Source organism: Amycolatopsis sp. NBC_01307 (assembly GCF_035975215.1).
GTDB lineage: Bacteria > Actinomycetota > Actinomycetes > Mycobacteriales > Pseudonocardiaceae > Amycolatopsis.
Genome location: NZ_CP108403.1, coordinates 6,306,626 through 6,327,785 on the forward strand (window position 1 = coordinate 6,306,626; position 21,160 = coordinate 6,327,785).

At 72.1% G+C, this 21,160-nt stretch carries 22 protein-coding genes; 11 read left to right on the top strand and 11 right to left on the bottom strand.

Going from position 1 to position 21,160, the window contains the following annotated elements; all coding sequences use genetic code 11:
- Positions 1-45: 45 nt before the first annotated feature.
- The 3 genes from OG439_RS27040 to OG439_RS27050 form a co-directional block, all read right to left on the bottom strand.
- Positions 46-330, bottom strand: coding sequence for a hypothetical protein (locus OG439_RS27040; protein ID WP_326943626.1), 285 nt, complete (start codon positions 328-330; stop codon positions 46-48).
- 23 nt (positions 331-353) lie between these two features.
- The gene (locus OG439_RS27045; RefSeq protein WP_326943627.1) at positions 354-1,232 is read right to left on the bottom strand and encodes a hypothetical protein; all 879 of its coding nucleotides are present in this window, start codon (positions 1,230-1,232) and stop codon (positions 354-356) included.
- A 125-nt stretch (positions 1,233-1,357) separates the two neighbouring features.
- Positions 1,358-2,344, bottom strand: coding sequence for an ArsR/SmtB family transcription factor (locus OG439_RS27050; protein WP_326943628.1), 987 nt, complete (start codon positions 2,342-2,344; stop codon positions 1,358-1,360).
- 273 nt (positions 2,345-2,617) lie between these two features.
- Between OG439_RS27050 and OG439_RS27055 the strand changes: the two genes are divergently transcribed.
- Positions 2,618-3,253 carry an RICIN domain-containing protein gene (locus OG439_RS27055; protein WP_326943629.1) on the top strand — a complete coding sequence of 212 codons (636 nt, stop codon included), beginning with the start codon at positions 2,618-2,620 and terminating at the stop codon, positions 3,251-3,253.
- A 249-nt stretch (positions 3,254-3,502) separates the two neighbouring features.
- Here the strand turns inward: OG439_RS27055 and OG439_RS27060 are convergent, their stop codons facing one another.
- Positions 3,503-4,282, bottom strand: a complete 780-nt coding sequence (locus OG439_RS27060; RefSeq protein ID WP_326951577.1) for a transposase family protein — start codon at positions 4,280-4,282, stop codon at positions 3,503-3,505.
- Positions 4,283-4,368: 86 nt separating this feature from the next.
- On the opposite strand from OG439_RS27060, the gene OG439_RS27065 reads away from it, so the two are divergent.
- Positions 4,369-5,766: a Dyp-type peroxidase gene (locus tag OG439_RS27065; RefSeq protein WP_326943630.1), complete on the top strand. Its 1,398-nt coding sequence runs from the start codon at positions 4,369-4,371 to the stop codon at positions 5,764-5,766.
- Positions 5,767-5,814: 48 nt separating this feature from the next.
- Positions 5,815-6,600 (top strand): DeoR/GlpR family DNA-binding transcription regulator, encoded by a 786-nt coding sequence (locus tag OG439_RS27070; protein ID WP_326943631.1) that lies wholly within the window; start codon positions 5,815-5,817, stop codon positions 6,598-6,600.
- A 344-nt stretch (positions 6,601-6,944) separates the two neighbouring features.
- On the opposite strand, the gene OG439_RS27075 is transcribed toward OG439_RS27070, so the two are convergent.
- Positions 6,945-7,844, bottom strand: a complete 900-nt coding sequence (locus OG439_RS27075; RefSeq protein WP_247063553.1) for an ROK family protein — start codon at positions 7,842-7,844, stop codon at positions 6,945-6,947.
- A gap of 193 nt (positions 7,845-8,037) precedes the next feature.
- On the opposite strand from OG439_RS27075, the gene OG439_RS27080 reads away from it, so the two are divergent.
- The 3 genes from OG439_RS27080 (at position 8,038) to OG439_RS27090 (ending at position 9,736) form a co-directional block, all read left to right on the top strand.
- A complete protein-coding gene (locus OG439_RS27080; RefSeq protein ID WP_247055886.1) occupies positions 8,038-8,247 on the top strand; it encodes a CbtB domain-containing protein in 210 nt (69 codons plus the stop codon).
- A gap of 18 nt (positions 8,248-8,265) precedes the next feature.
- Positions 8,266-9,036 carry a CbtA family protein gene (locus OG439_RS27085; protein WP_326943632.1) on the top strand — a complete coding sequence of 257 codons (771 nt, stop codon included), beginning with the start codon at positions 8,266-8,268 and terminating at the stop codon, positions 9,034-9,036.
- Positions 9,037-9,100: 64 nt separating this feature from the next.
- Positions 9,101-9,736 carry a DUF4190 domain-containing protein gene (locus OG439_RS27090; RefSeq protein WP_326943633.1) on the top strand — a complete coding sequence of 212 codons (636 nt, stop codon included), beginning with the start codon at positions 9,101-9,103 and terminating at the stop codon, positions 9,734-9,736.
- Between the two features lie 3 nt (positions 9,737-9,739).
- On the opposite strand, the gene OG439_RS27095 is transcribed toward OG439_RS27090, so the two are convergent.
- Together OG439_RS27095 and OG439_RS27100 are read right to left on the bottom strand one after the other, a co-directional pair.
- The gene (locus tag OG439_RS27095) at positions 9,740-11,221 is read right to left on the bottom strand and encodes a cobyric acid synthase (protein ID WP_326943634.1); all 1,482 of its coding nucleotides are present in this window, start codon (positions 11,219-11,221) and stop codon (positions 9,740-9,742) included.
- A 418-nt stretch (positions 11,222-11,639) separates the two neighbouring features.
- Positions 11,640-12,602, bottom strand: coding sequence for a cobalamin biosynthesis protein (locus OG439_RS27100; protein ID WP_326943635.1), 963 nt, complete (start codon positions 12,600-12,602; stop codon positions 11,640-11,642).
- A 36-nt stretch (positions 12,603-12,638) separates the two neighbouring features.
- On the opposite strand from OG439_RS27100, the gene OG439_RS27105 reads away from it, so the two are divergent.
- The 5 genes from OG439_RS27105 to OG439_RS27125 all read left to right on the top strand — a co-directional run bounded on the left by OG439_RS27105 (position 12,639) and on the right by OG439_RS27125 (position 16,199).
- Positions 12,639-13,241, top strand: coding sequence for a bifunctional adenosylcobinamide kinase/adenosylcobinamide-phosphate guanylyltransferase (locus tag OG439_RS27105; protein WP_247055896.1), 603 nt, complete (start codon positions 12,639-12,641; stop codon positions 13,239-13,241).
- Positions 13,242-13,263: 22 nt separating this feature from the next.
- On the top strand, positions 13,264-14,277 hold the full coding sequence (gene cobT / locus OG439_RS27110; protein ID WP_326943636.1) for a nicotinate-nucleotide--dimethylbenzimidazole phosphoribosyltransferase: 1,014 nt from the start codon (positions 13,264-13,266) through the stop codon (positions 14,275-14,277).
- 184 nt (positions 14,278-14,461) lie between these two features.
- On the top strand, positions 14,462-15,190 hold the full coding sequence (locus OG439_RS27115) for an adenosylcobinamide-GDP ribazoletransferase (RefSeq protein ID WP_326951624.1): 729 nt from the start codon (positions 14,462-14,464) through the stop codon (positions 15,188-15,190).
- 14 nt (positions 15,191-15,204) lie between these two features.
- A complete protein-coding gene (locus OG439_RS27120; RefSeq protein WP_326943637.1) occupies positions 15,205-15,729 on the top strand; it encodes an RNA polymerase sigma factor in 525 nt (174 codons plus the stop codon).
- Positions 15,726-16,199, top strand: coding sequence for a hypothetical protein (locus OG439_RS27125; RefSeq protein WP_326943638.1), 474 nt, complete (start codon positions 15,726-15,728; stop codon positions 16,197-16,199). The genes OG439_RS27120 and OG439_RS27125 overlap by 4 nt, the downstream gene beginning before the upstream one ends.
- On the opposite strand, the gene cobC is transcribed toward OG439_RS27125, so the two are convergent.
- The 4 genes from cobC to OG439_RS27145 are packed head-to-tail and all read right to left on the bottom strand — an operon-like array spanning position 16,180 to position 21,098.
- Positions 16,180-17,196: an Rv2231c family pyridoxal phosphate-dependent protein CobC gene (gene cobC, locus OG439_RS27130; protein ID WP_326943639.1), complete on the bottom strand. Its 1,017-nt coding sequence runs from the start codon at positions 17,194-17,196 to the stop codon at positions 16,180-16,182. The two genes, OG439_RS27125 and cobC, sit on opposite strands and share 20 nt — an antisense overlap.
- Positions 17,189-18,526 carry a cobyrinate a,c-diamide synthase gene (locus tag OG439_RS27135; protein WP_442792225.1) on the bottom strand — a complete coding sequence of 446 codons (1,338 nt, stop codon included), beginning with the start codon at positions 18,524-18,526 and terminating at the stop codon, positions 17,189-17,191. The genes cobC and OG439_RS27135 overlap by 8 nt, the downstream gene beginning before the upstream one ends.
- Positions 18,520-19,134 carry a cob(I)yrinic acid a,c-diamide adenosyltransferase gene (cobO, locus tag OG439_RS27140; RefSeq protein ID WP_247055908.1) on the bottom strand — a complete coding sequence of 205 codons (615 nt, stop codon included), beginning with the start codon at positions 19,132-19,134 and terminating at the stop codon, positions 18,520-18,522. The genes OG439_RS27135 and cobO overlap by 7 nt, the downstream gene beginning before the upstream one ends.
- On the bottom strand, positions 19,134-21,098 hold the full coding sequence (locus OG439_RS27145; RefSeq protein WP_326943641.1) for a putative cobaltochelatase: 1,965 nt from the start codon (positions 21,096-21,098) through the stop codon (positions 19,134-19,136). The genes cobO and OG439_RS27145 overlap by 1 nt, the downstream gene beginning before the upstream one ends.
- Positions 21,099-21,160 lie beyond the last annotated feature (62 nt).

The window sequence follows — 21,160 nt, forward strand, 5'->3', positions numbered from 1 at the left end:
GCGGCGGTGCCAGAGTCGTCACCGCCGCCGGCGCTGTCCCGCCGCTCAGTTCCGGTCTTCGCTCGGCCGCTCCGCCGCCGATCCGGTCTCCTTGGTCTTCGCGATCGCCTGCAGGACGAGATAGCCGATGGCCACGACGGGGATCACGAAGATGACCGCCGGGAAGACGAACGTGCCGCGCGTCTGGTTGGCGACGTAGATCGCGTAGACGATCAGCCCGGCGCCGCCGACGGCGGCCCAGAACCGTTGCGAGGCCTTGAGTTTGGGCACGCACGCGGCACCGACCAGGATGATGCCGCTGAGCAGGCTGAAGACTTCGTAGACGCCCATGGGAGGTCCTTTCTCGGGTGGGTTCAGCGGGGCAGGGTGCTGCCCTTCGGGCCGTGGGTGTGGGAGACGAGCTTGGCGAAGCAGTGGTCGGCGTCGAGGTTTTCCGCGGCGCACCAGGCGTTCGCCGCGGCACCGGTGGTGAACGGCGTGTTCACCACGGTGATCCAGAAGTCGCCCTTGGTGAAGCTGCTGTAATCGCCGGACCAGAGCAGCAGGGCCGAGGGGTAGGTCTGGCGGGTCGTGGTGAAGTCCGCCCAGATCGCCCGCTGGTCGTACGTGGTGCCGTCCGCGACGAGGCCGTCGTTCTTCGACGACAGCTGCGGGACCCACCGGTCCGCCAGGGCTTCGGCCGACGTACGGTCGGTGGCGACCTGCTGCTGCAGCGTGGTCTGCGCGGCCGCCTCGTCCGACGGCGCGTTGTCGGCCGCGGTGGTGGGCTCGGCCGAGGTGTACGACTGGGTGTATGGCTGGGTGTACGGCGTCACCGAAGTCGTGGGCGCCGAATAGCCACCGCCGTAACTCCCGGAACCGCCGTAGCCGCTGCCGGTGTCCGCGTAGCTCGTCGTCCCCAAGCCGAGCGGGTGGCCGCAGACCGTCGCGGTCTGCCTCGTGGCGCGCTGCAGTTCCGTCCCCGACGTCTCGTCGGAATCGGCGATCTTTCCCAACGCGGCGGCGTCGGCGCTCAAATCGGTGCCGGAATACCGCTCGGCCAGATCGGAAAGGTCGTCGGCGCTGGAGAAAACGGCGTTGTCGAAGATTCCGCCGACCGCGGTCATCAGGGTGCGGCCCAGCTCGTCGAACCCGGTGCACAGCGCCCGCCGGTCGACGGGACCACTGGCACAGCCCGAAAGCCCGGCCAGCGCGACCGCCACGACGGCGGCCTGAGCGACAGCTCGTTTCATCTTCGCCTCCCGCGTTCGCAGTTCACGGACAGAGGTCGGCGAGCGCGCGGAATCCGCTACGGAATCCGGGAGACTGTCGGGGAAATGACCGGTATCGAGATTCCCGGTGTCGGGCGGAACCGTTATCAGCTGTCGAGAAGCGCGCTGCCCAGCGGGGTCAGCGAGTGCAGCACCGTGTTGCGCTCCCGGTGCGTGATGATCAGCCCCGCGCGGCGCAGGACCGTCGCGTGTTTGCTGACCGCCGACGGCGTGACGCCCAGCCGCGCCGCCAGTTCGGAGGTGCTGCAGCCGACCGCCAGCACCGTCAGCGCCGCCGCGCGGGTCGGGCCGAGCAGGTCCGCCAGCGCGTTGCCGCGCACGGGCCGGGCCGCGCGGTCGGGCGCCGACCCGTAGGAAGCCTGGCGGACGCACGGGTAGAGCAGCCGCGGGATCCCGCCCGGGGCGGGCGTGACGAGCGCCGGGCACACCGAAAAGTACGTCGGCACCAGCAGCAGCCCGGTGCCCTCCGACACGGGCCCGCCGGCGGTGCGGTCGTCGGTCTCCAGCACCGGGGGCGCCCAGCGGACCATCGGGCGCAGGCCGGTCAGCAGCGCGTCGACGCCGCCGTGGAGCAGCACCTGCGTGCGCATCCCGAGGTCCGCGTCCACCTGGGCGCCGACGAAGTCCCAGCTCGGCGCGAGGGCCAGTTCGTGGTAGTCCTGCATGGCCTGGACCAATCGCGGCAGGCCCGCGGTGTCGCCGTCGGCGAGCGCCGTCGCCCAGCCCGGGAGCTCGTGGTCGGCCGGCGCGGTGCGCAACCCGATCTTCAGCGCCGTCGGGTCCGTCTTCAGCACCGCCGTGAGCCCCGACTCCAGGTCGTAGCGGCCCGCGGCCGGCAGCAGGAACTCCGGGAGCGGCGCGTCCGGGCGGCAGAGCCACATCAGCACGGCCGCCGAGTCCGGCAGGCCCTGCCACACCCGGTGCCGCCAGCGGTTGAACGCCGACGACGCCGCGTTGCGCCCGCCGTCACGCCGTTGCAGGACCTGCAGGCTCGCGGCGAGCTCGGCCATCGGGTCGGCCGCGGCGGCGAGCCCGACGCGGATCAGGTCGTGCAACGTCAGCTCGATGCGCACCGATGGCCCCCCGGGTGTCTGCCCCCTCTATCGGCCGCCGTACCGTTCCGTTACACCGCTGACCAGCGTCTTTGCCGCTCCGGGAAATCTACTCGACGAGGCAGGAACTCCCCTGAATGATGGCTTTCAGAGGCCCGCTTTCGGGGGTTTGAGGGTCTCGACGAGGGGGATTCGCCGGTTTTGCTGTGCGCCGGGTCCATTGCGGCCCGGGGCTGGGTGGCGCCCGCCTTCTCCCCGTCATCAGGTGCCATCCAGATGCCGAAAAGGGGAACGATGACGAAGATCAAGCGACTGATGGTGACGGTCGCCGCGGCGGCGGGCCTGCTGGGCCTGGTCGCCGTACCGCAGGCCGGCGCGGCGCCGGCCGATGGCAAGGGGGATGTGAAGGTCTCTTCGCTGGCCGGGGTCACGCTCCGGCACTCGAAGGTGGCCGACGCGGCGAAGCAGCAGCGGTCCACCAACCGCGCGGCGGCCGACGTCGACCCGGGGCCGTGGCTGATCGTCTCCGCTCAGTCCGGCCGTTGCTGGGACGCGGATCTGAACACGATCGGCGCGAACGGCACGAAGGTGCAGCTCTGGGACTGCAACGACACGGCGCCGAACCAGGCGTTCTGGCTGACCCAGAACCCGGAGGGCTTCTACCGCTTCCAGAACTACCAGAGCAACCGGTACCTCGACGCCGACCTGAACACGATCGGCAAGAACGGCACCAAGGTCCAGCTCTGGGACTTCATCGCCGGTGGCAAGAACCAGTGGTGGGCGGGCACCGTCAACCCGGAGGGCTACCTGCGGCTGCAGAGCGGCGCGAGCACGCGCTACCTGACCGCCGAGGGGTCGGCCGGGACCAACGGCACGCGCCTGCAGCTGTGGGACTTCATCTCGGGCGGCACGTCCCAGTGGTGGTCCTGACCAGTTGATCGAATAGCCGCTTGAACGGAACGCGGGTCCCGGCCGGGGCCCGCGTTTCCGTTTCCGCACCGATTACGCGTTCAACTTAATCTTTCGTGTGAAACCGCCGAGCGGGTGGCGCGAAGCCGCCCGTTCGTTGCATTCTGTGTTCAGGGGACCCGGCCGGCCGCAGGGGAGGAGCCGGCCGGGTACCGCCGCTAAGCGATGTCTCGTAACTGATCTTGTGTTTGGTGGTGCTGGTGTTGCGGATCAGTCCGTGAGGAGGATGTTGTGCAGGTGTGCGATTCCGGACACCGTGTCGTTCAGGGTGCGGGCGGCGCGGCGATAGTCGCGCAGGATCTTCCAGCACTTCATCCGAGCGAGCGCGTGTTCGACGCGGGCGCGGATCTTGCGGTGGCCGGCGTTGAGGTCTTCTTTCCAGTCCGGCAGATCGCTACCGTCACGAGGTTTGCGGTAGGGCATGATCACCTCGGGATTGCCTTGGTAGCCGCCATCAGCCATCACCGGGCGCCCTGCCAGTTCGCGTTCGATTCCGGAGTCGCGGTAGACGGTGCAGTCGTTGCGGTTGCCCGGGTGGGCGTCGCCGGTGGCGATCACCAGGCGGGTGTCGGCGTCGATCGCGACCTGCACGTTCGCCGAGTACCGGTAGTTCTTCGACGGTGCCGCCAACCGGTGGTCCCGTGTCGGCACCAAGGTGCCGTCGACGATCGCGATCGCGTCGATCCGGCGTTTGCGGACTGGTGCGAGCGCCAGCAGCGGTCCGATGGTGTCGATCACTCGATGCGCCGCGGAGTGCGACACTCCGAACAGCGGCCCGATCTGGCGCATTGTCAGGTTTGTCCGCCAGTACGTCGCGACCAGCAGCACACGATCGGCCAGGTCGAGGCGCCACTGGCGGCCAGGTCGGCCATCGGCGATCTCGTCTCCGCCACGTCTCGCCACGATCCGCACCAGCTTCCGGAACTGACCTGGTTCCAGCCCCGTGAACGGGGTAATCCACTCCGGTCGCGATGCCGAGATCACCTGCACCACACCATGATCGACTACATGCACGACCAGACCCACGCCGGGTTACGAGACATCCCTTAGGCGGTTTACTTGGGGAGGGGACCCTGATGTCTGTCGATCTGTCCACCACACTGTCCTGGACCACGGTGAGCGGTGACGCCGCCACGATGCTCGGCGAGTTGCAGCCGAACATCCTCAAAGCGCACGTGCGCGACCACCTTTCCGCGTTGTTCCTGACGTTCAGCGAACCGGTGGAGGCGCGGGCGTTCCTCGTCTCGGTCACCGGGAAGATGAAGTCCGCCAAGGAACACCTCGCCGAGGTCGGCGGGTTCAAGAGCGGCGGCGCCCCCGGGACGCCGTACGTCGGCGCCGGGCTCACCGCGGCGGGCTACCGCGCGCTCGGCGTCGAGAGCGTCCCGCAGGACGAGGCGTTCCTGCGGGGCATGGCGGCGCCGGACACGCGGCGGAAGCTGAGCGATCCGCCGCGCTCGACGTTCGATCCGGGCTACCACGGCGAGATCCACGCCGTCGTGCTCGTCGGCGACGCCACCGACAAGGCGATGACCGCGCGGCGCAACGAGATCCTCGACCTGCTGCCGGACTCCGTCGCCGTCGTGGCGGAGGAAACCGGGCTCGGCCGGGTCAACGCGCGCGGTGAGGGCATCGAGCACTTCGGCTACGTCGACGGCCGCAGCCAGCCGTTGTTCCTCACCGAAGACGTCGACGCGGAAAAGAACAACACCGACGGCATCAACGTCTGGAATCCGGCGGCGCCGCTTTCCCAGGTATTGGTGCCCGACACCGCGGCGCCGGATCCCGGCGTGCATTTCGGCAGTTACTTCGTTTTCCGCAAGCTGGAGCAGAACGTGCGCCGGTTCAAGCAGGCGGAAGCGGACCTGGCCGACACGCTCGGCCTCACCGGCGACGACCGCGAGCGCGCCGGCGCGATGATCATCGGCCGGTTCGAGGACGGCACGCCGTTGACCACCCAGCGGGAGGACGGCGCCGAGAGCCCGGTGTCGAACAACTTCACCTTCGACAGCGACCGCGACGCGCTCAAGTGCCCGTTCCAGGCGCACATCCGCAAGACGAACCCGCGCGGTTCCGGCGGCGCCGAAGACCCCGCGGGCGAGCGGCTGCACCTGATGGCCCGCCGCGGCGTCACCTACGGCGAGCGTCCGGACGACCCGAACGCCGACCTGCCGCCCGGGGCGCGCCCGAGCGGCGGGGTCGGGCTGCTGTTCATGGCCTTCAACTCCGTGCTGGGCAACCAGTTCGAGTTCACCCAGGCGATCTGGGCGGACAACCCGGGCTTCCCGATCGTCGACGGCGTCACGCCGGGCCTGGACCCGGTGATCGGCCAGGGCGCGCGCGGGCCGTCGGACTACACGGTCGACTGGGGCGGCTCGGCGCAGCGCACGGCGGAGCCGGTGCCGCAGGCGGTGACGCTCAAGGGCGGCGAATACTTCTTCATGCCGTCGCTCGCCTTCCTACGCTCGCTCTGATTACCCGGTACCTTTACCGCTCCTGGTGAAGCGGCGAAAGGGACGGGCTTGGACCGGCACGAACGGCTCAGCGCACTGCTGGACATGGTGGGGCAGCGGGACAAGATCGACGTCGAGGCCTCCGCGGAGGAGCTCGACGTCTCCCCCGCCACGATCCGGCGGGATCTGGACCACCTGGCCGGTCGCCAGCTGCTGACCCGCACGCGGGGCGGTGCGGTGGCGAGCAACGTCGCGTACGACCTGCCGTTGCGGCACAAGGCCGCGCGCAATGCGCCGGAGAAACAGCGCATCAGCGCGGCCGCCGCACGGCTGGTCGAGCGCGGCATGGTGCTGGGCCTCAACGGCGGCACGACGAGCACGGAGGTCGCCCGCGCGCTGGCGCTGCGCCCGGAGCTGGCCGAGCGCGACGGCTCGCCGGCGCTGACGGTGGTGACGAACGCGCTCAACATCGCCCACGAGCTGGCGGTCCGCCCCAATATCAAGATCGTCGTGACGGGCGGCGTGGCCCGCCAGCACTCGTTCGAGCTGACGGGCCCGCTGGCCAGCCTGTTCCTTGACCAGATCACCCTGGACCTGGTGTTCCTGGGCGTGGACGCGTTCGACCCCGAGCGCGGCGCGTACGCCCACCACGAAGGCGAGGCGAGCATCAACCGCCTGCTGGCCTCCCGAGCGCGTCAGGTGGTGGTGATAGCGGACAGCGGCAAACTGGGCGGCCACGCATTCGCCCGCATCTGCGACACCACGGCGGTCCACCAGCTGATCACGGACTCAGGAGCAGACCCGGATCAGATAGCGGCCTTCGTAGCGGCGGGAGTCGAGGTCGTCACAGCCTGACCGGCTGCCCGGCCGTCAGCGGTGAGGTCGCCGGGGCGGGCGGCAGCGAGGTGTCCGGGGATGGCTACACCCCCCAGCGGGCGGCCCGAGGCCCTGTCCGCTCCGATCGGCGTCGCACCCGTTCCGGCCGGTGTGGAAACCCCCAGACCCCCAGACCAGCCCCCCACCACTCCCTGGGGGGCGTCCCACGTCCAGTCTATCGCCTGTGACCTGCAAAAACGGGCTCCGGCAAATCTGTGGACAACTGCCCGGCTGTGGACAAGCGACTTGACACAGCCGGGCAGATCCGTCAGAGACGTCGGAGACACAGCGGGGGCGGATCCGAGAGAGACACAGCAGCTCCGTCAGTGCGCCGCCAGCCGGTCCAAGGCCAGCAGCCCCGCCCCCAGCCGCCCGGCCTCGTCGCCCAGCTTCGCGATCCGCAGTTCCGGCATCCGCTGGAAAGTCAGGTGCGACGCCAGCCAGTCGCGCACCGGCTCGAGCACGTAGTCCGCCGCCGTGAACAGCCCGCCGCCCAGGACGATCACCTCCGGGCCCAGCAGCGTCAGCAGCGTCCGGATGCCGTGGCCGAGGCCGTCCAGCGCGTCCTGGACCACCTCCACCGCCACCTCGTCGCCGTGGCGGGCCAGGTCGACGACCTCCCGCGCGCCGTCGGCCGGGCGGCCCGTGCGCTCGGTGTAGCGGCGGGCGATCGCCGCCGCCGAGGAGATCGCCTCCAGGCAGCCGGTCGCGCCGCAGCCGCACTTCAGCGAGTGGCCGACGTCGATGTGGCCGACCTCGCCCGCCTGCCCGCCCGCGCGGTGGATGCGGCCGTCGAGCAGCAGCGCGGCCGCGATCCCGGTGCCGACCGGGATGAACGCCGCGTTCCGCGCACCCTGGCCGGCGCCGACGCGGAACTCGGCGATGCCGCCCGCGGTGACGTCGTGGCCGAACGCCACCGGCAGCCCCAGCCGGTCCTCCAGCAGCTCGCCGAAGTGGACCTCGCGCCAGTCGAGGTTGGCGGAGAAGTGGCAGATCCGGGTCTCCTCGTCGACGATCCCCGGCACCACCACGCCGACTGCGGCCGGTGTCACTGTGCCGGCCTGCCCGGCCAGCATGTCGACGATCTCCGCCACCTGCTCGGCCAGCGCCGTGCCGTCCGCGCTGCGCGCCGTCTCGGCCCGCAGCGTCGCCTTCGGCTGCAGCTGCTCGTCGAGCAGCGCCGCCTTGATCGTCGTACCGCCCACGTCGAGGGCCGCCACCATTCGAGTCACCGGCGCATTGTCACATTGACGGGCCCGGAAGTGCGGACCTACGCTCAACCGGCAAGACGACGGAATCCGGAACGCGGTGCAAGTCCGCGCGGTCGCGCCACTGTGACCCCCGCCAGGGGGAAGCCAGACCCGGACCGTCGTATGAACCCCGATGAGGCCGCGAAAGCCCGAGGAGGCCCCCACCATGTCGCAAGCGGCAGTCCCCGCCGTTCCGCTCCCGGTCCGGATCCCGATCCGTGAGATCGTCCCGTGGGCGGTGTTCGTGGTGCTCCTCGCTCTGATCGCGGTGTACTTCGTCAGCGCCGAGCAGGGCGCCACCTCGATCTTCGCGAACATGTACGTCCACGAGTTCGTGCACGACGGCCGGCACCTGCTGGCCTTCCCCTGCCACTGATCGGCGGCACGTACTCCCATGATGAAGTCCCTGCTGGTCCGCGGCATGCTCGCGGGCCTGATCGCCGGTGTGCTCGCGTTCGGTTTCGCCTACGCCTTCGGTGAGCCGCCGGTCGACACGTCCATCGGGCTCGAAGAGACCCTTTCCCACGACCATGCCCACGGAACGGACGCCGACGCCGGCGCCGGTCAGGCCGCCGAAGCGCCCGAAGAGGAGCTGGTCCCCCGCGACATCCAGAGCACCGTCGGGCTGCTGGCCGGTGTGCTGGTCTACGCCGTCGCGATCGGCGGGCTGCTTTCGCTCGCGTTCGCGTTCGTCCAGGGCCGCCTCGGCAGCCTCCGGCCGCGGGTGACGGCGTTGCTGCTCACCGGCGGCGCGTTCGCCGTGGTGTTCCTGATCCCGTTCCTCAAGTACCCGGCCAACCCGCCCGCGGTGGGCCAGCCGGGCACGATCGGCTCGCGCACCGAGCTGTACTTCGGGTTCGTCGCCGTCTCCTTGCTCGCGGGCATCCTCGCGACGGTGTTCGGCCGCAAGCTCGCGGACCGGTTCGGCGCGCTGAACGGCTTCCTCCTCGCCGCGGCGGGCTACCTCGTGGTGGTCGCCCTGGTGGCGTGGCTGATGCCGGTGGTCGACGAGGTTCCCGCGGCGTTCCCGGCGTCGACGCTCTGGCGTTTCCGGACGGCGTCGATCGGCACACAGGTCACGCTCTGGCTCGCCCTCGGCCTGTCTTTCGGGGCCCTCGCGGAGAAGTCACTGACCAAGAAGGTCCCGGCCGCCGCCATTTCGTGATCAAGAACAAGGCGTCGCTCCTCTAGGATTTCCCCGCCGGGTCGGGGGACTCCGGAGGGGAATCTTGTTCGACGAAACACGCTCCACGCTGGCCGGCCACGACCAGACGACCGTCCGCGGGCTCGTCGATCCCGCCGGGACCGACGGGTTCGCGATCGCGTCGCTCGTCTGCGGGCTGCTCGGGCTCGTCCCGCTCGGCGTGGTGTTCGGCTGGCGCGCGCTCGTCCGGATCGGCGGCAGCGGCCGGTCCGGACGTGGCCTCGCGATCGCCGGGCTGACGCTCAGCGTGGTCTGGCTGGGCTTGGGCGTCAGCCTGATCACGACCGGGCCGAAACACGTCACGCAGGCGGCGCCCGGCCCGGACTACATCCAGGGCATGGCGATCGGCGACTGCCTGGACGCGGACGGCGAGCAGGTGATCCGGGCCGCCTGCGACGTGCCGCACGACGAACAGATCGCCGACCGGGTCGACGTCAGCGGCGGGTACACGACCTACCCGGGGCTCACCACGCTGCGAGAGCTGGCGCAGCCGTTGTGCCGGATCGCGGGGGCGGCGTACTTCACCCACGGCACCCCGCCGTCCGGCCTGGAGTTCCTGGCGCACATCCCGACCGAGTCGTCCTGGAACGCCGGAGCCCGGGAGGCGACCTGCACCATCGGAAAGCCGGACGGCAAGCTCACCGGGCCGCTCCAGCCCTGACCATCAGGGCGCTCCGGGCGGCACGAACGGCAGGCCCACTGGCGCGCCCAGCTCCAGCAACGTCAGCAGCGCCGCCGTGTCGAGGTGCTCGCCGACGGCGTCCGCCAGCCGGTCCAGCATGTCCTCGCGCAGGTCGGCGAAGCCCGGCGCGTCCGGGGACGGCGTCCACAAAACGCCCGCCTGCGCCGCCGCTTCCGTGAGCCAGGCCCGGCGGAAGGCGTCGTTCTCGAAGGCGCCGTGCCAGAGCGTGCCCCAGACGGCGCCGGCACGGTGACCGTCCAGAAAGGACTCCAGGGACGCGGACGCCGTCACCGAGCCGTGGTGGATCTCGTAGGCGTCCACGCGGGTGCCGCGCCACTCGCCCGACGGGCGGGCGAGCACCTTCTCCTCGGCGAACGTCACTTGGGCCGGCAGCAGGCCCAGGCCCGGCACCTCGCCGGCGCCGGACTCGACGTCGTCCACAATGGAGTCCGCGAGCATCTGGTAGCCGCCGCAGATGCCGAGGACCGGCTTCCCGGCCGCGGCGCGGGCCGCCAGCGCCGTGTCGAGACCGCGGGCGCGTAGCCAGGCCAGGTCGTCGACCGTGGCGCGGGAACCGGGCAGCACGACGACGTCCGCCGCGACGACTGTGTCCGGGTCGGCGGTCAGCGACACCGTGACGCCGGGTTCGGCGGCGAGGGCGTCGACGTCGGTGGCGTTGGACGCGCGCGGGAACCGGACGACGGCCACACTCAAGCCGCCGCGATGGGCCTCCCGGCGCCAGCCGGCCGCGGCCAGGGCGTCCTCCGAGTCGATCCACACCCGGTGGAGCCAGGGCAGCACGCCCAGCACCGGCCGGCCGGTGACCTTCTCCAGGCTGTCCAGGCCCGGGCGCAGCAGCCCGACGTCACCGCGGAACTTGTTGACGACCCAGCCCGCGACCAGCGCCTGGTCCTCGGCCGAGAGCAGCGCGAGGGTGCCGAACATCGCGGCGAGCACGCCACCGCGGTCGATGTCGCCGACGACGAGCACCGGCAGCCCGAACCGCCGCGCCAGCCCCAGGTTGACGTAGTCGCCGCCGCGCAGGTTGATCTCGGCGGGGCTGCCCGCGCCTTCGCAGACGACGACGTCGTAGCGCGCGCTGAGGTCTTCGTAGGCGGCGAAGGCGATCTCGGCGAGCCCGGCGCGGCCGGTCGCGTACTCCCCCGCTTCGAGGGTCCCGAACGGCTTCCCGAGCGCGACGACGTGACTGCGCCGGTCACTCCCGGGCTTGAGCAGCACGGGATTCATCGCGGCCTCGGGCTCGACGCGCGCCGCCCGCGCCTGCAGCCACTGGGCACGTCCGATCTCGGCGCCGTCGGCGCAGACCATCGAGTTGTTGGACATGTTCTGGGCCTTGAAGGGTGCGACGCGCACGCCACGCCGGGCGAGCCACCGGCAGATCCCGGCGGTGACCAGGCTCTTCCCGGCATCGGACGTCGTCCCGGCGACGAGCAGGCCGCTCATAGGTGCTCCTTTCCACAGATCGCGCGGTAGCTACGGATTTGTCCGCAGCTCGCGCAGTACTCGCTGAGTTGTCCGCAGGTCGCGCACTAGTCGCGGAGTTGTCCGCAGGTCGCCCGGCACCCGCGGATTGTCCACAGCTCGTGCACTACTCGCGGGAGTTGTCCGCTAATCGCCAGTATCCGCAGAGTTGCCCGTGGATCGCGTGACACCCGCGGAGTTGTCCACAGATCGTGCAGTACCCACCAAGTTGTCCACAGATCGCCGAACGGGGCTTCGCCCCCACCACCGGCCGATAGACTGGACAGGGGCCGCCCCCCAGGGAGTGGTGGGGGCTGCCATCGCGAGCCCGAGGCCGATCCCGGACGTGACAGCCGCAGCCGCCGCTCGGCGACCAGCGCGGCCACGGCCGACCCCGGCGCTAATCGCGGCCACGGCCGATCCCGGCGCCGGTCACCACAGTCACCACAGCCACAGTCAACGCGGCCGCACCCACCAGCCGGGACAACCGCACCGCCCGCCGCAGGTCTACCGGCTCGGGATCGCGGCCTTCCCCCAGCCGCGCCCGGCGCTCGACCTCGCCGCCGTAACTGTTCGTGCCGCCCAGCCGGATGCCCAGCGCGCCCGCGAACGCCGCCTCCACCTGGCCCGCGTTGGGGCTCGGGTGGTGCCCGCCGTCGCGGCGCCAGATCCGCCAGGCCGTGCTCGCCCGGCCGCCGACGAGGGGCGCGCACGCGACCGTCAGCGCGGCTCCGAGGCGGGACGGGGCCAGGTTCACCAGGTCGTCGGCGCGGGCCGCGGCCCAGCCGAACTCCTGGTAGCGCGGTGACCGGTAGCCGACCATCGCGTCGAGTGTGTTGAGCGCGCGGTAGCCGAGCAGGCCCGGCAGCCCGGCGACGGCGCCCCAGAACAGCGGTGCGACCACGGCGTCCGACGTGTTCTCGGCGATCGACTCGGTCGCGGCGCGGGTCAGCTCGGCGGAGTCGAGCGTCGTCGCGTCACGCGCGCAGAGGTGCGAGAGCCGAACACGCGCCGAAGGGACTTCGCCCGCTTCGAGCAGCCTCGCCATCTCCGCACCTTCGGCCGCGAGACCACGTCCGCCGAGCACCACCCACGTACAGACGGCAGTCGCCGCGAAGCGCGCGAAGGGACTTCGCCGCGTCGCAGTCTGAAGCGCGGCGCCGAGGCCGACAGCCGCGAAGGTGCACAATCCCGCGTACGCGGCTCCGCGCGGCTTCGAGTCGGCCCACACGCGGCGTTCGAGAGCCGCCGCGGCGGTACCGAAGATCGCCACCGGATGCCCCCGACGGGGGTCGCCGAACAGGGTGTCGGCGACATATCCGGTAACGAGTCCGGCCGCGGTTGTCCCTAGACGGAGTGGCACGTGGCGCACGTTAGCGCGTGCACCACAATGCCCGGTATGACCAAGCTGACGCACCGGCTAGCCGGGTATCTCGAAAACCTGGCCCGCGCCCTCCGCCGGTACGGACGCGACGAAGGAAAGGTGCTCGTCCTCGGCGGGGTCCGCTCGGGGAAGTCGCGGCACGCCGAGCGGCTCGTCGCCCGCCACCCGCACCTCGTCTACGTCGCGCCCGGCCTGCTCCCGAGCGACGACGACCCCGAATGGGCCGCGCGGGTGGCCGCGCACCAGGCGCGGCGGCCGTCGAACTGGAAGACCGTCGAGACCACGGACCTCGCGGGCACGCTCAGGAAGGCGACCGAGCCGCTCCTCATCGACTGCCTCGGCACCTGGCTCTCGCGGGTGCTCGACGAGGTCGGCGCGTGGGAGCAGGAGCGGGGCTGGGAGCACCGGCTCGACGACCGGCTCGAGGACTTCCTGGCCGCGTGGGCCGCGGCGCGGGTGCCGGTGGTCGCGGTCAGCAACGAGGTCGGCAGCGGTGTGGTGCCCGCAACGTCGTCCGGACGGCTGTTCCGTGATGTGCTGGGCGCACTCAACAACCGGGTGTCCGCCGACGCCGACCGGGTCCAGCTGGTCGTCGCGGGGCGGGTGCTCGACCTGTAGGACCCGTACCCCGGAGGCGCTCGTGTTCGACGTACCCGTGCCTGATGCCACCGCCCGCGCCGCCGCGCAGGAGCGGCTCGACGGCCTGGTCAAGCCGCTCGGCTCGCTGGGCAGGCTCGAGGAGATCGCCGCCTGGCTGGCCGCGGCGCACGGCAGCGTGCCGCCGCGCCCCCTCGACGACGTCCGCGTCGTCGTCTTCGCGGGCGACCACGGCGTCTCCGCGCTGTCGGCGTACCCGCGCGAGGTGACCGCGGCGATGGTGCGGGTGTTCCTGGCCGGCAAGAGCGGCGTGAACGTGCTGGCCGCGCAGGTCGGCGCGCGGGTCCGGGTCGCCGACCTCGGCGTCGACTGGGACGGTTCGGACGTCCCGGCGGACGTGACGGCTCACAAGATCCGCCGCGGCTCGGGCTCGATCGACGTCGAGGATGCCCTGGAGCCGGGCGAAGCGCGAGCGGCTTTCGAGGCGGGCCGCGCGATCGCGGACGAAGAGCGCGAAGCGGACGTGCTCATCCCGGGCGACATGGGCATCGGCAACACGGCGATGTGCGCGGCCCTGGTCGCGGCGTCGCTGGGGTTGCCGGCGTCCGAGGTGGTCGGCACCGGAACCGGCGTCGACGCGGACGGCTTGGAGCGCAAGACGGCGGCGGTCTCGGCGGCGTTGTCGCGGACCGCGGGCCGGGTGGACGACCCGTTCGAGCGGCTGACGGCCCTGGGCAGCGCCTGCGTCGCGGCGACGGCGGGCTTCCTGGTCCAAGCGGCGGTCCGCGGCATCCCGGTGGTCCTGGACGGCGTGTTCTCGGGCGCGGCGGCCCTGGTGGCGCGGGACATCGCGCCGAGGGCGGAGCAGTGGTGGCTGGCCGGGCACCGCTCGACGGAACCGTCGCAGGCGTTCGCGCTGAAGGCCCTGGGCTTGGAACCGATCCTGGACTTCGGGCTACGCCTGGGCGAAGGCAGCGGCGCGGTGCAGGCGATCCCGACGCTGCGCGCGGCCCGCGCGATCATCGCGGACATGGGCCTGCTGGCGGACTTGGCGTGAACGCAGCCCCCACCACTCCCTGGGGGGCGTCCCCTGTCCAGTCTATCGGCGGGTGGCCGGTCACAAGCCCCGTTCGGCGATCTGTGGACAACTCCGCCGGCTCCGACGCGGCTGTGGACAACTCCGCCGGCCGCGGCCGGACCGCGGGCGAGCCGACGTGAGCCGCTGGGGTGATGCCGCGCGGATGGCCGTCGGGACGCTGACCACCGTGCCCGTCCCGGCGCCGCGCGTCATCGACCGGCGTGTGGCCGGGGGCGCCATGGTGCTCGCGCCGCTGGCCGCCGTCCCGCTGGCCGCGGCCGCCGGGCTGATCGTGTGGGCCGGGCACGCCGTGCACCTGCCGGCCGTCGCCACCGCCGGGCTCGCCCTCGGGGCGGTCGCGCTCGGCAGCCGTGGCCTGCACCTGGACGGGCTCGCCGACACCGCCGACGGCCTCGGTGCCTCCTACGACCGCGCCAAGGCCCTCGACGTCATGCGCCGCGGCGACTCCGGGCCGACCGGGGTCGCGACGCTGGTGTTCGTCCTGCTCGTCCAGGTCGGCGCGCTGGCCGGGGCGATCGCGGCGGACCACGGCATCGCCGCCTGCGCCGCGATCCTGATCGGCCGCTGCACGCTGTCGATGTCCTGCGCGAAAGGCGTCCCGTCGGCTCGTCCGGAGGGCTTGGGCGCGACGGTCGCGGGGTCGGTGCCACGGTCGGCTGCGGCAGCCTTGGCCGCCGCAGCGGCCGCCGGCACCGCGTTCCTTCCCGGCTTGCCGTGGTGGCGCGGACCGCTGGCCGTCCTGCTGGCCTACGCCGTCGCCGCGGCACTGCTCCGGCGCTGCACCACCCGGCTCGGCGGCGTCACCGGCGACGTCCTCGGCGCGGGCGTCGAAGCCGGGGTCGCGGCCGCGTTGCTCGCGCTGTCAACCTGAGGCCTCCGCCCGGCGTGTACCAGGTAAACGCCGAGGAGGACGCCCTGAGCACCGACATCGCCGTGGACCTGGCGGATCTCTTCCGTGCCCACCGCCCCGGCCTCGTCCGGCTCGCCGTGCTGCTGCTCGGTGACCGCGGGCTCGCCGAGGACGTCGTGCAGGACGCCTTCGTCGCGCTCTTCAAACGGTGGCCGCTCGACGACCCCGCCGGCGCCGGCGGCTACCTGCGCGTCTCCGTCGTCAACGGCGCCCGCTCCGCCCAGCGGCGCGCGGCCCTGCGGCTGCGGCACCGCAAAGCCGAGCAAGCCGAACGCGACGACGGCCCGCCCGCCGACGCCGAAGCCCTGCTCGACGAGGAACACCGCGAGGTCATCGCCGCCGTGCGGCAACTGCCGCGACGGCAACGGGAAGTGCTCGTGCTGCGGTACTGGTCCGGCCTCTCCGAAGCCGAGATCGCCGACACGCTCGGCGTCTCCCGCGGCACGGTCAAGACCTGCGCGTCCCGCGCGCTCGCGAAACTGGAAGGACAGCTCCGATGACCGACGTCGAAACGCGGCTGCGCGCCGCCTTCGCAGCCCTCGCCGACCACGTCGACGTCCGGGAAACCGCACCGGCACCGCGACGGCGGGTGCTCGTCCCGGCCCTGGTCGCGGCCGTCACGATCCTGGTCGCCGGCGGGATCATCCTCGCGAGCCGCCCGGCGCCGGCGCCCGTGCCGGTCGTCCCGGCGGTGCCACTGCCCCGCCAGACCCACGGTTTCCTGCCGAACTTCGCGCTGCTCACCCACTGCGGCGTCGACGAGACGCGCAGCGGCCTGACCTACTTCGAGGCGGAAACGCCGCTGTACGGCCCGAACGGCGGAGCGCCGGCGGGCTGGGGCAACCCTTACCAGGAGGGCACGATGTTCTTCACCGACTCCGGGGACATGATCTTCCGCGACGACCAGGGCCACGAGGTGCGGTTCCTGGTCCGGCGCGGCGCGACGGCGTTCAAGCACCTCTGCGAATAGCCGTCAGGAACGCGTCCGTCGTTTCACGATCCCGCACCGCCAGGCGCAGATGATCCGGCCCCAGCCCGGGGAACGTGTCGCCGCGGCGGACCGCGTAGCCCGCTTCGCGCAGCCGCAGGCGGACGTCGGCGCCGCCGGGGACGCGGATCAGCACGAACGGGCCACGCGGCTCGCCAAGCACGCGAACGCCCGCCGCGGCCAGGCCCGACACCAGGTACTCGCGGTCCGATTCCGCCGCCACCGCAAGCTTTTCGGCTTCCTCCACAGCGGACGGACGACAGCACGCCACCGTCGCGACACCGGCCAAAGTGGACACTGACCACGGCACCTGGACCGCACGCAGCCGCTCGATCACGGAAGGCTCGGCGAGCACATAACCCGCCCGTAGCCCGGCCAGACCCCACGTCTTCGTCAGGCTGCGCAGCACAACGACGCCGGGAACGCCGTGAGCCAAGCTCTCGGCTTCCCCGGGAACCGCGTCCAGGAACGCCTCGTCGACGACCAGCAGCCGACCGGGCTGGGCCAACGCACGCAGAGACGCGGCCGGGTGCAGCACCGACGTCGGATTCGTCGGGTTGCCGACGAACACCAGATCCGCATCCTCAGGCACCGCGGCCGGATCGAGCACGAACCCGTCCACTTCGGACAGGATCACCCGCGAAACCTCATGACCCGCCGCTCGCAGCGCGGCCTCCGGCTCGGTGAACTGCGGGTGCACGACCACCGCGCGCCGCGGCCGCAGCGCCGACGCCAGGAGCGTGAACGCTTCCGCGGCACCGGCCGTGACCAGCACTTCCGAAGGAGAACGGCCGTGCCGCACAGCGACGGCAGCAGTTGCTTCGACAGCAGAGGGATAGGCCGCGAGAGTGTCCAAAGCGGACACCAGCTCGGCCCGCAGCCACGCCGGCGGCCGCGGCAGCCGGACGTTCACCGCGAGATCCACCAGCCCCGGCCCGACTTCGCGGTCGCCGTGGTGGTGCAGGTCGTACTCAGCCATGGGCGAAGGCCCGGACGCGGCCGGCGAACCGCTGCGCCAGCTCGGGATACCCGGCCCAGTGGACGTGCAGGTAGGACGCGTGCAGCGTCGGCGACGCGAAGCCGTCCAGCTGCCGGTCCCAGCCCCAGGCCGCCGACGCGCCGTGCGGCGGCGTGACTTCCGTGCGGTGGAACTCGTGCCCGGTGACGCGCTGCCCGGCCGCGGCCAGCACGTTGTCCTCGACGGCGACCGCGCGCCGGTAGCCGAGCTTGCCCCGCGCGGTCATCTTGGCGTCCGCCGGCACCGCGCCGACCATCGGCACGCCGTCCAGCGACTGGCACAGGTACAGCAGTCCGGCGCATTCCGCGCTGACCGGCATCCCGCGGTCGACCGCCTTCGCCACCTCGGCGCGCAACGCCGTGTTCGCCGACAGCTCGGCCGCGTGCACCTCGGGGAACCCGCCGCCGAAGTACAACCCGGCGCACCCATCGGGCAACGTCTTGTCCCGCAACGGATCGACGTCCACGACGTCGATCCCGCACGCCGCGAGCAGCTCGATGTTCTCGGTGTAGCGGAAGGTGAACGCCGGCCCGCCCGCGGCCGCGACCGTCGCACGTGGACCGTCCACACCGGACGGTGTCCACATCGGAGCCGAAAGCCGGGACGCCCCCGAAGCGATCCGGACGATCGCTTCCAGGTCGACGCCATCGGTGACCCACGCGGCGAGCGAGGGCAGCACGCGCTCGGCTTCCGCGGACCGTTCCGCGGCGGGCACCAAGCCGAGGTGCCGGCTCGGCGCGTGGATCTCTTCGTTGCGGTACAACGCACCCAGCAGCGGGACGCCGGTCGCTTCCAGCGCGGACGCGATCTCGTCGAGGTGCCGTTGCGAGCCCAGCTTGTTCAGGATGACGCCGGCGAGCCGCACCCGCGTGTCATAGGAAGCGAACCCGAGCACCGTCGCCGCGACGCTGCGCGAAGCCGCCGACGCGTCCACCACCAGCACCACCGGCGCGTCGATCAGCCGGGCGACGTGCGCGGTCGAGGCGTACCCCTCGGTGCCCAGCGCGCCGTCGAACAAGCCCATCACGCCCTCGATCACGGCGATGTCCGCATCGCGGGAACCGTGGCGCAGCAAGGGGATCAGCGTGTCCTCACCCTGCAGGAACGGGTCGAGGTTGCGAGCCGGGCGGCCGGTCGCCAACGCGTGGTAGCTCGGGTCGATGAAGTCCGGGCCGATCTTGTGCCCCGACACCCGGTGCCCGGCCGTGCGCAGGGCCGCCATCAGGCCGGCGGCGATGGTGGTCTTGCCGTGCCCGGAGCCGGGCGCGGCGATGACCACGCGCGCTACCACTCGATCCCCCGCTGGCCCTTCTGGCCGGCGTCCATCGGGTGCTTGACCTTGGTCATCTCGGCGACGAGGTCGGCGGCGTCGAGCAGTTCCGGCGGCGCGTACCGGCCGGTGATGACGACGTGCTGGTGCCCCGGCCGGTCGACCAAAGTGGACACGACGTCGTCGACTTCGAGCCAGCCCCACTTGAGCAGGTAGGAGAACTCGTCGAGGACGTAGAAGTCGTGCGTCTCGGCGGCGAGCCGTCGCTTGATCTCCGCCCAGCCCTCACGGGCGTTCGACGCGTGGTCCTCGTCGGTGCCGGACTTGCGCGCCCAGCTCCAGCCCTCACCCATCTTGTGCCACTCGACCGGCCCGCCCTCGCCGGTGTCGTCGTGCAGCTTGCCCAGCGCGCGGAACGCGGCTTCCTCGCCGACGCGCCACTTCGCCGACTTGACGAACTGGAACACGCCGATCGACCAGCCCTGGTTCCAGGCGCGCAGCGCCATCCCGAAGGCCGCGGTCGACTTGCCCTTCATCTCGCCGGTGTGCACGGCGAGCAGCGGCCGGTTGCGGCGCTGGCGCGTGGTCAGCCCGTCCTTCGGGACGACTTCCGGTTTCCCCTGCGGCATCAGGCGGCCCGTCCCGCGGTGCGCGCGCGGACGGCGTCGGCGAGCGACTCCGCGGCGACGTCGGACAGCGGCACGTGCTCGCCACCGAGGCGGACGGCCAGATCCGCGGCGAGACCGAGCCGCATCTTGCCGCTCTCGCAGTCCATCACCACGGTCGTGACGCCGGTGAGCAGCCCGGCCGCGGCCTGGGCGCGCGCGACGGCGTTCGCGCCGCTGGTGGCGCGGCCGTCGGTGACGACGACCAGCAGCGGACGGCGTCGCGGATCGCGGATCTCTTCGACGCGCAGCACGCGCGCGGCTTCCAGGAGGCCTTCGGCCAGTGGCGTCCGGCCGCCGGTCGGCAGGCCTTCGAGGCGGGACGCGGCCGCGTCGACGCTGATCGTCGGCGGCAGCGCGAGTTCCGCGCTGTCACCGCGGAAAGTGACGAGCCCGACCTTGTCGCGGCGCTGGTAGGCGTCGAGCAGCAGCGACAGCACCGCGGACTTGACCTCGCGCATGCGGGCCTTCGCGCCCATCGAGCCCGACGCGTCGACACAGAACAGGACGAGGTTGCCTTCACGGCCTTCGCGCAGCGCGAACCGCAGGTCCTGCCGTCGCATCTTCAGCCCGGCGCCCTCGCGGCCACGGGCTTTCTGGTGCGGTGCCGCGGCTTTGACGGTCGCGACCAGGTGCGGCCGCCCGTCCCGGACGCTCGGGGGCTGGACGCCGATGGTGCGTCCGCTGTCGGTGATCGCGCGCGACCGGCGTCCGCGCTCGCCCTCGCCCATGCCCTTGACGCGGAACACGCGGGCCTTGAACGTCTCGCCGGCGCCGACGGTCTTCTGCTGCCCGCCCTGTTGCTGGGGTTGGCCCTGCGGCGCGTCTCCTCCCTGAGGAACGTCCGGCGGAACGTCTTGCGGCGCGTCCTCCGGCGTCGAACCGCTGCCCGGGCCGTCGTCCTCGGGGCCGGGTTCCGGCGGCTGGGCGTCCTGAAGGGCCTGCTCCAGCTGCTCTTCCGAGATCCCGGGCGTGTCGAACGGGTTGCGGCGGCGCCGGTGCGGCAGCGCGAGCCGGGCGGCGACGCGGACGTCTTCGGTGGTCACCTCGTCGCGGCCGGCCCAGGCGGCGTGCGCGACCGCGGCGCGCGCGGTGACGATGTCCGCGCGCATGCCGTCGACCTCGAACGACGCGCAGATCTCGGCGATCTGCCGCAGCGCGTCGTCGGGCAGCTTGACCGCGGGCAGAAGCCGTTGCGCCGACTCGATCTCCTCGGCGAGGCGGGTGTCTTCGTCGGTGTACCCGGCGGCGAAGGCGTCGGGATCGGCTTCGTAGGCCAGGCGACGGCGGACGACCTCGACGCGCTGCTCGGGATCGCGGCTGGAGGCGACCTCCACGGTCAGGCCGAACCGGTCCAGCAGCTGCGGGCGCAGCTCGCCCTCCTCGGGGTTCATGGTGCCGATCAGCACGAACCGCGCCGCGTGCGACACCGAGACGCCCTCGCGCTCGACGGTCGCGCGGCCCATCGCGGCGGCGTCGAGCAGCGTGTCGACGAGGTGGTCGTGCAGCAGGTTGACCTCGTCGACGTACAGCAGCCCGCGGTGCGCGGCGGCGAGCAGGCCGGGCTGGTAGTCCGTGACGCCCTCGGCGAGCGCACGTTCCAGGTTCAGCGAGCCGACGACCCGGTCCTCGGCCGCGCCGACGGGCAGCTCGACCAGCCGCGCCGGGCGCCGGTGGCCGCTCGCGCCGTCGTGGGGGCCGTCCGGGCAAACCGGGTCGGGAGCCGCGGGATCGCACGAAAAGCGGCAGCCGTCGACGATGTCCACGCCGGGCAGCAGGCCCGCGAGCGCGCGGACCATGGTCGACTTCGCGGTGCCCTTCTCACCCCGCACCAGCACCCCGCCCACGGCGGGCGAGATCGAGGACAGGATCAGCGCCAGGCGCAGGTCCGGCATCCCGACGACGGCGGTGAACGGGTACGGCTTCAACAGCACTCCTTCAGCGGCGGAGGTCGGCGACCGGCCGATCATCGCACAGCGCCCGCCTCGCT

Bases quoted from the DNA above. Each gene is read 5' to 3' on its own strand.
- OG439_RS27065 (WP_326943630.1), top strand. From the start codon at position 4,369: ATGTCTGTCGATCTGTCCACCACACTGTCCTGGACCACGGTGAGCGGT.
- cobO (WP_247055908.1), bottom strand. From the start codon at position 19,134: ATGCCGCAGGGGAAACCGGAAGTCGTCCCGAAGGACGGGCTGACCACG.
- OG439_RS27040 (WP_326943626.1), bottom strand. From the start codon at position 330: ATGGGCGTCTACGAAGTCTTCAGCCTGCTCAGCGGCATCATCCTGGTC.
- OG439_RS27085 (WP_326943632.1), top strand. From the start codon at position 8,266: ATGATGAAGTCCCTGCTGGTCCGCGGCATGCTCGCGGGCCTGATCGCC.
- OG439_RS27075 (WP_247063553.1), bottom strand. From the start codon at position 7,844: ATGGTGGCGGCCCTCGACGTGGGCGGTACGACGATCAAGGCGGCGCTG.
- OG439_RS27055 (WP_326943629.1), top strand. From the start codon at position 2,618: ATGACGAAGATCAAGCGACTGATGGTGACGGTCGCCGCGGCGGCGGGC.
- OG439_RS27080 (WP_247055886.1), top strand. From the start codon at position 8,038: ATGTCGCAAGCGGCAGTCCCCGCCGTTCCGCTCCCGGTCCGGATCCCG.
- OG439_RS27095 (WP_326943634.1), bottom strand. From the start codon at position 11,221: ATGAGCGGCCTGCTCGTCGCCGGGACGACGTCCGATGCCGGGAAGAGC.
- OG439_RS27045 (WP_326943627.1), bottom strand. From the start codon at position 1,232: ATGAAACGAGCTGTCGCTCAGGCCGCCGTCGTGGCGGTCGCGCTGGCC.
- OG439_RS27115 (WP_326951624.1), top strand. From the start codon at position 14,462: ATGGCCGTCGGGACGCTGACCACCGTGCCCGTCCCGGCGCCGCGCGTC.
- OG439_RS27105 (WP_247055896.1), top strand. From the start codon at position 12,639: ATGACCAAGCTGACGCACCGGCTAGCCGGGTATCTCGAAAACCTGGCC.
- OG439_RS27125 (WP_326943638.1), top strand. From the start codon at position 15,726: ATGACCGACGTCGAAACGCGGCTGCGCGCCGCCTTCGCAGCCCTCGCC.
- cobC (WP_326943639.1), bottom strand. From the start codon at position 17,196: ATGGCTGAGTACGACCTGCACCACCACGGCGACCGCGAAGTCGGGCCG.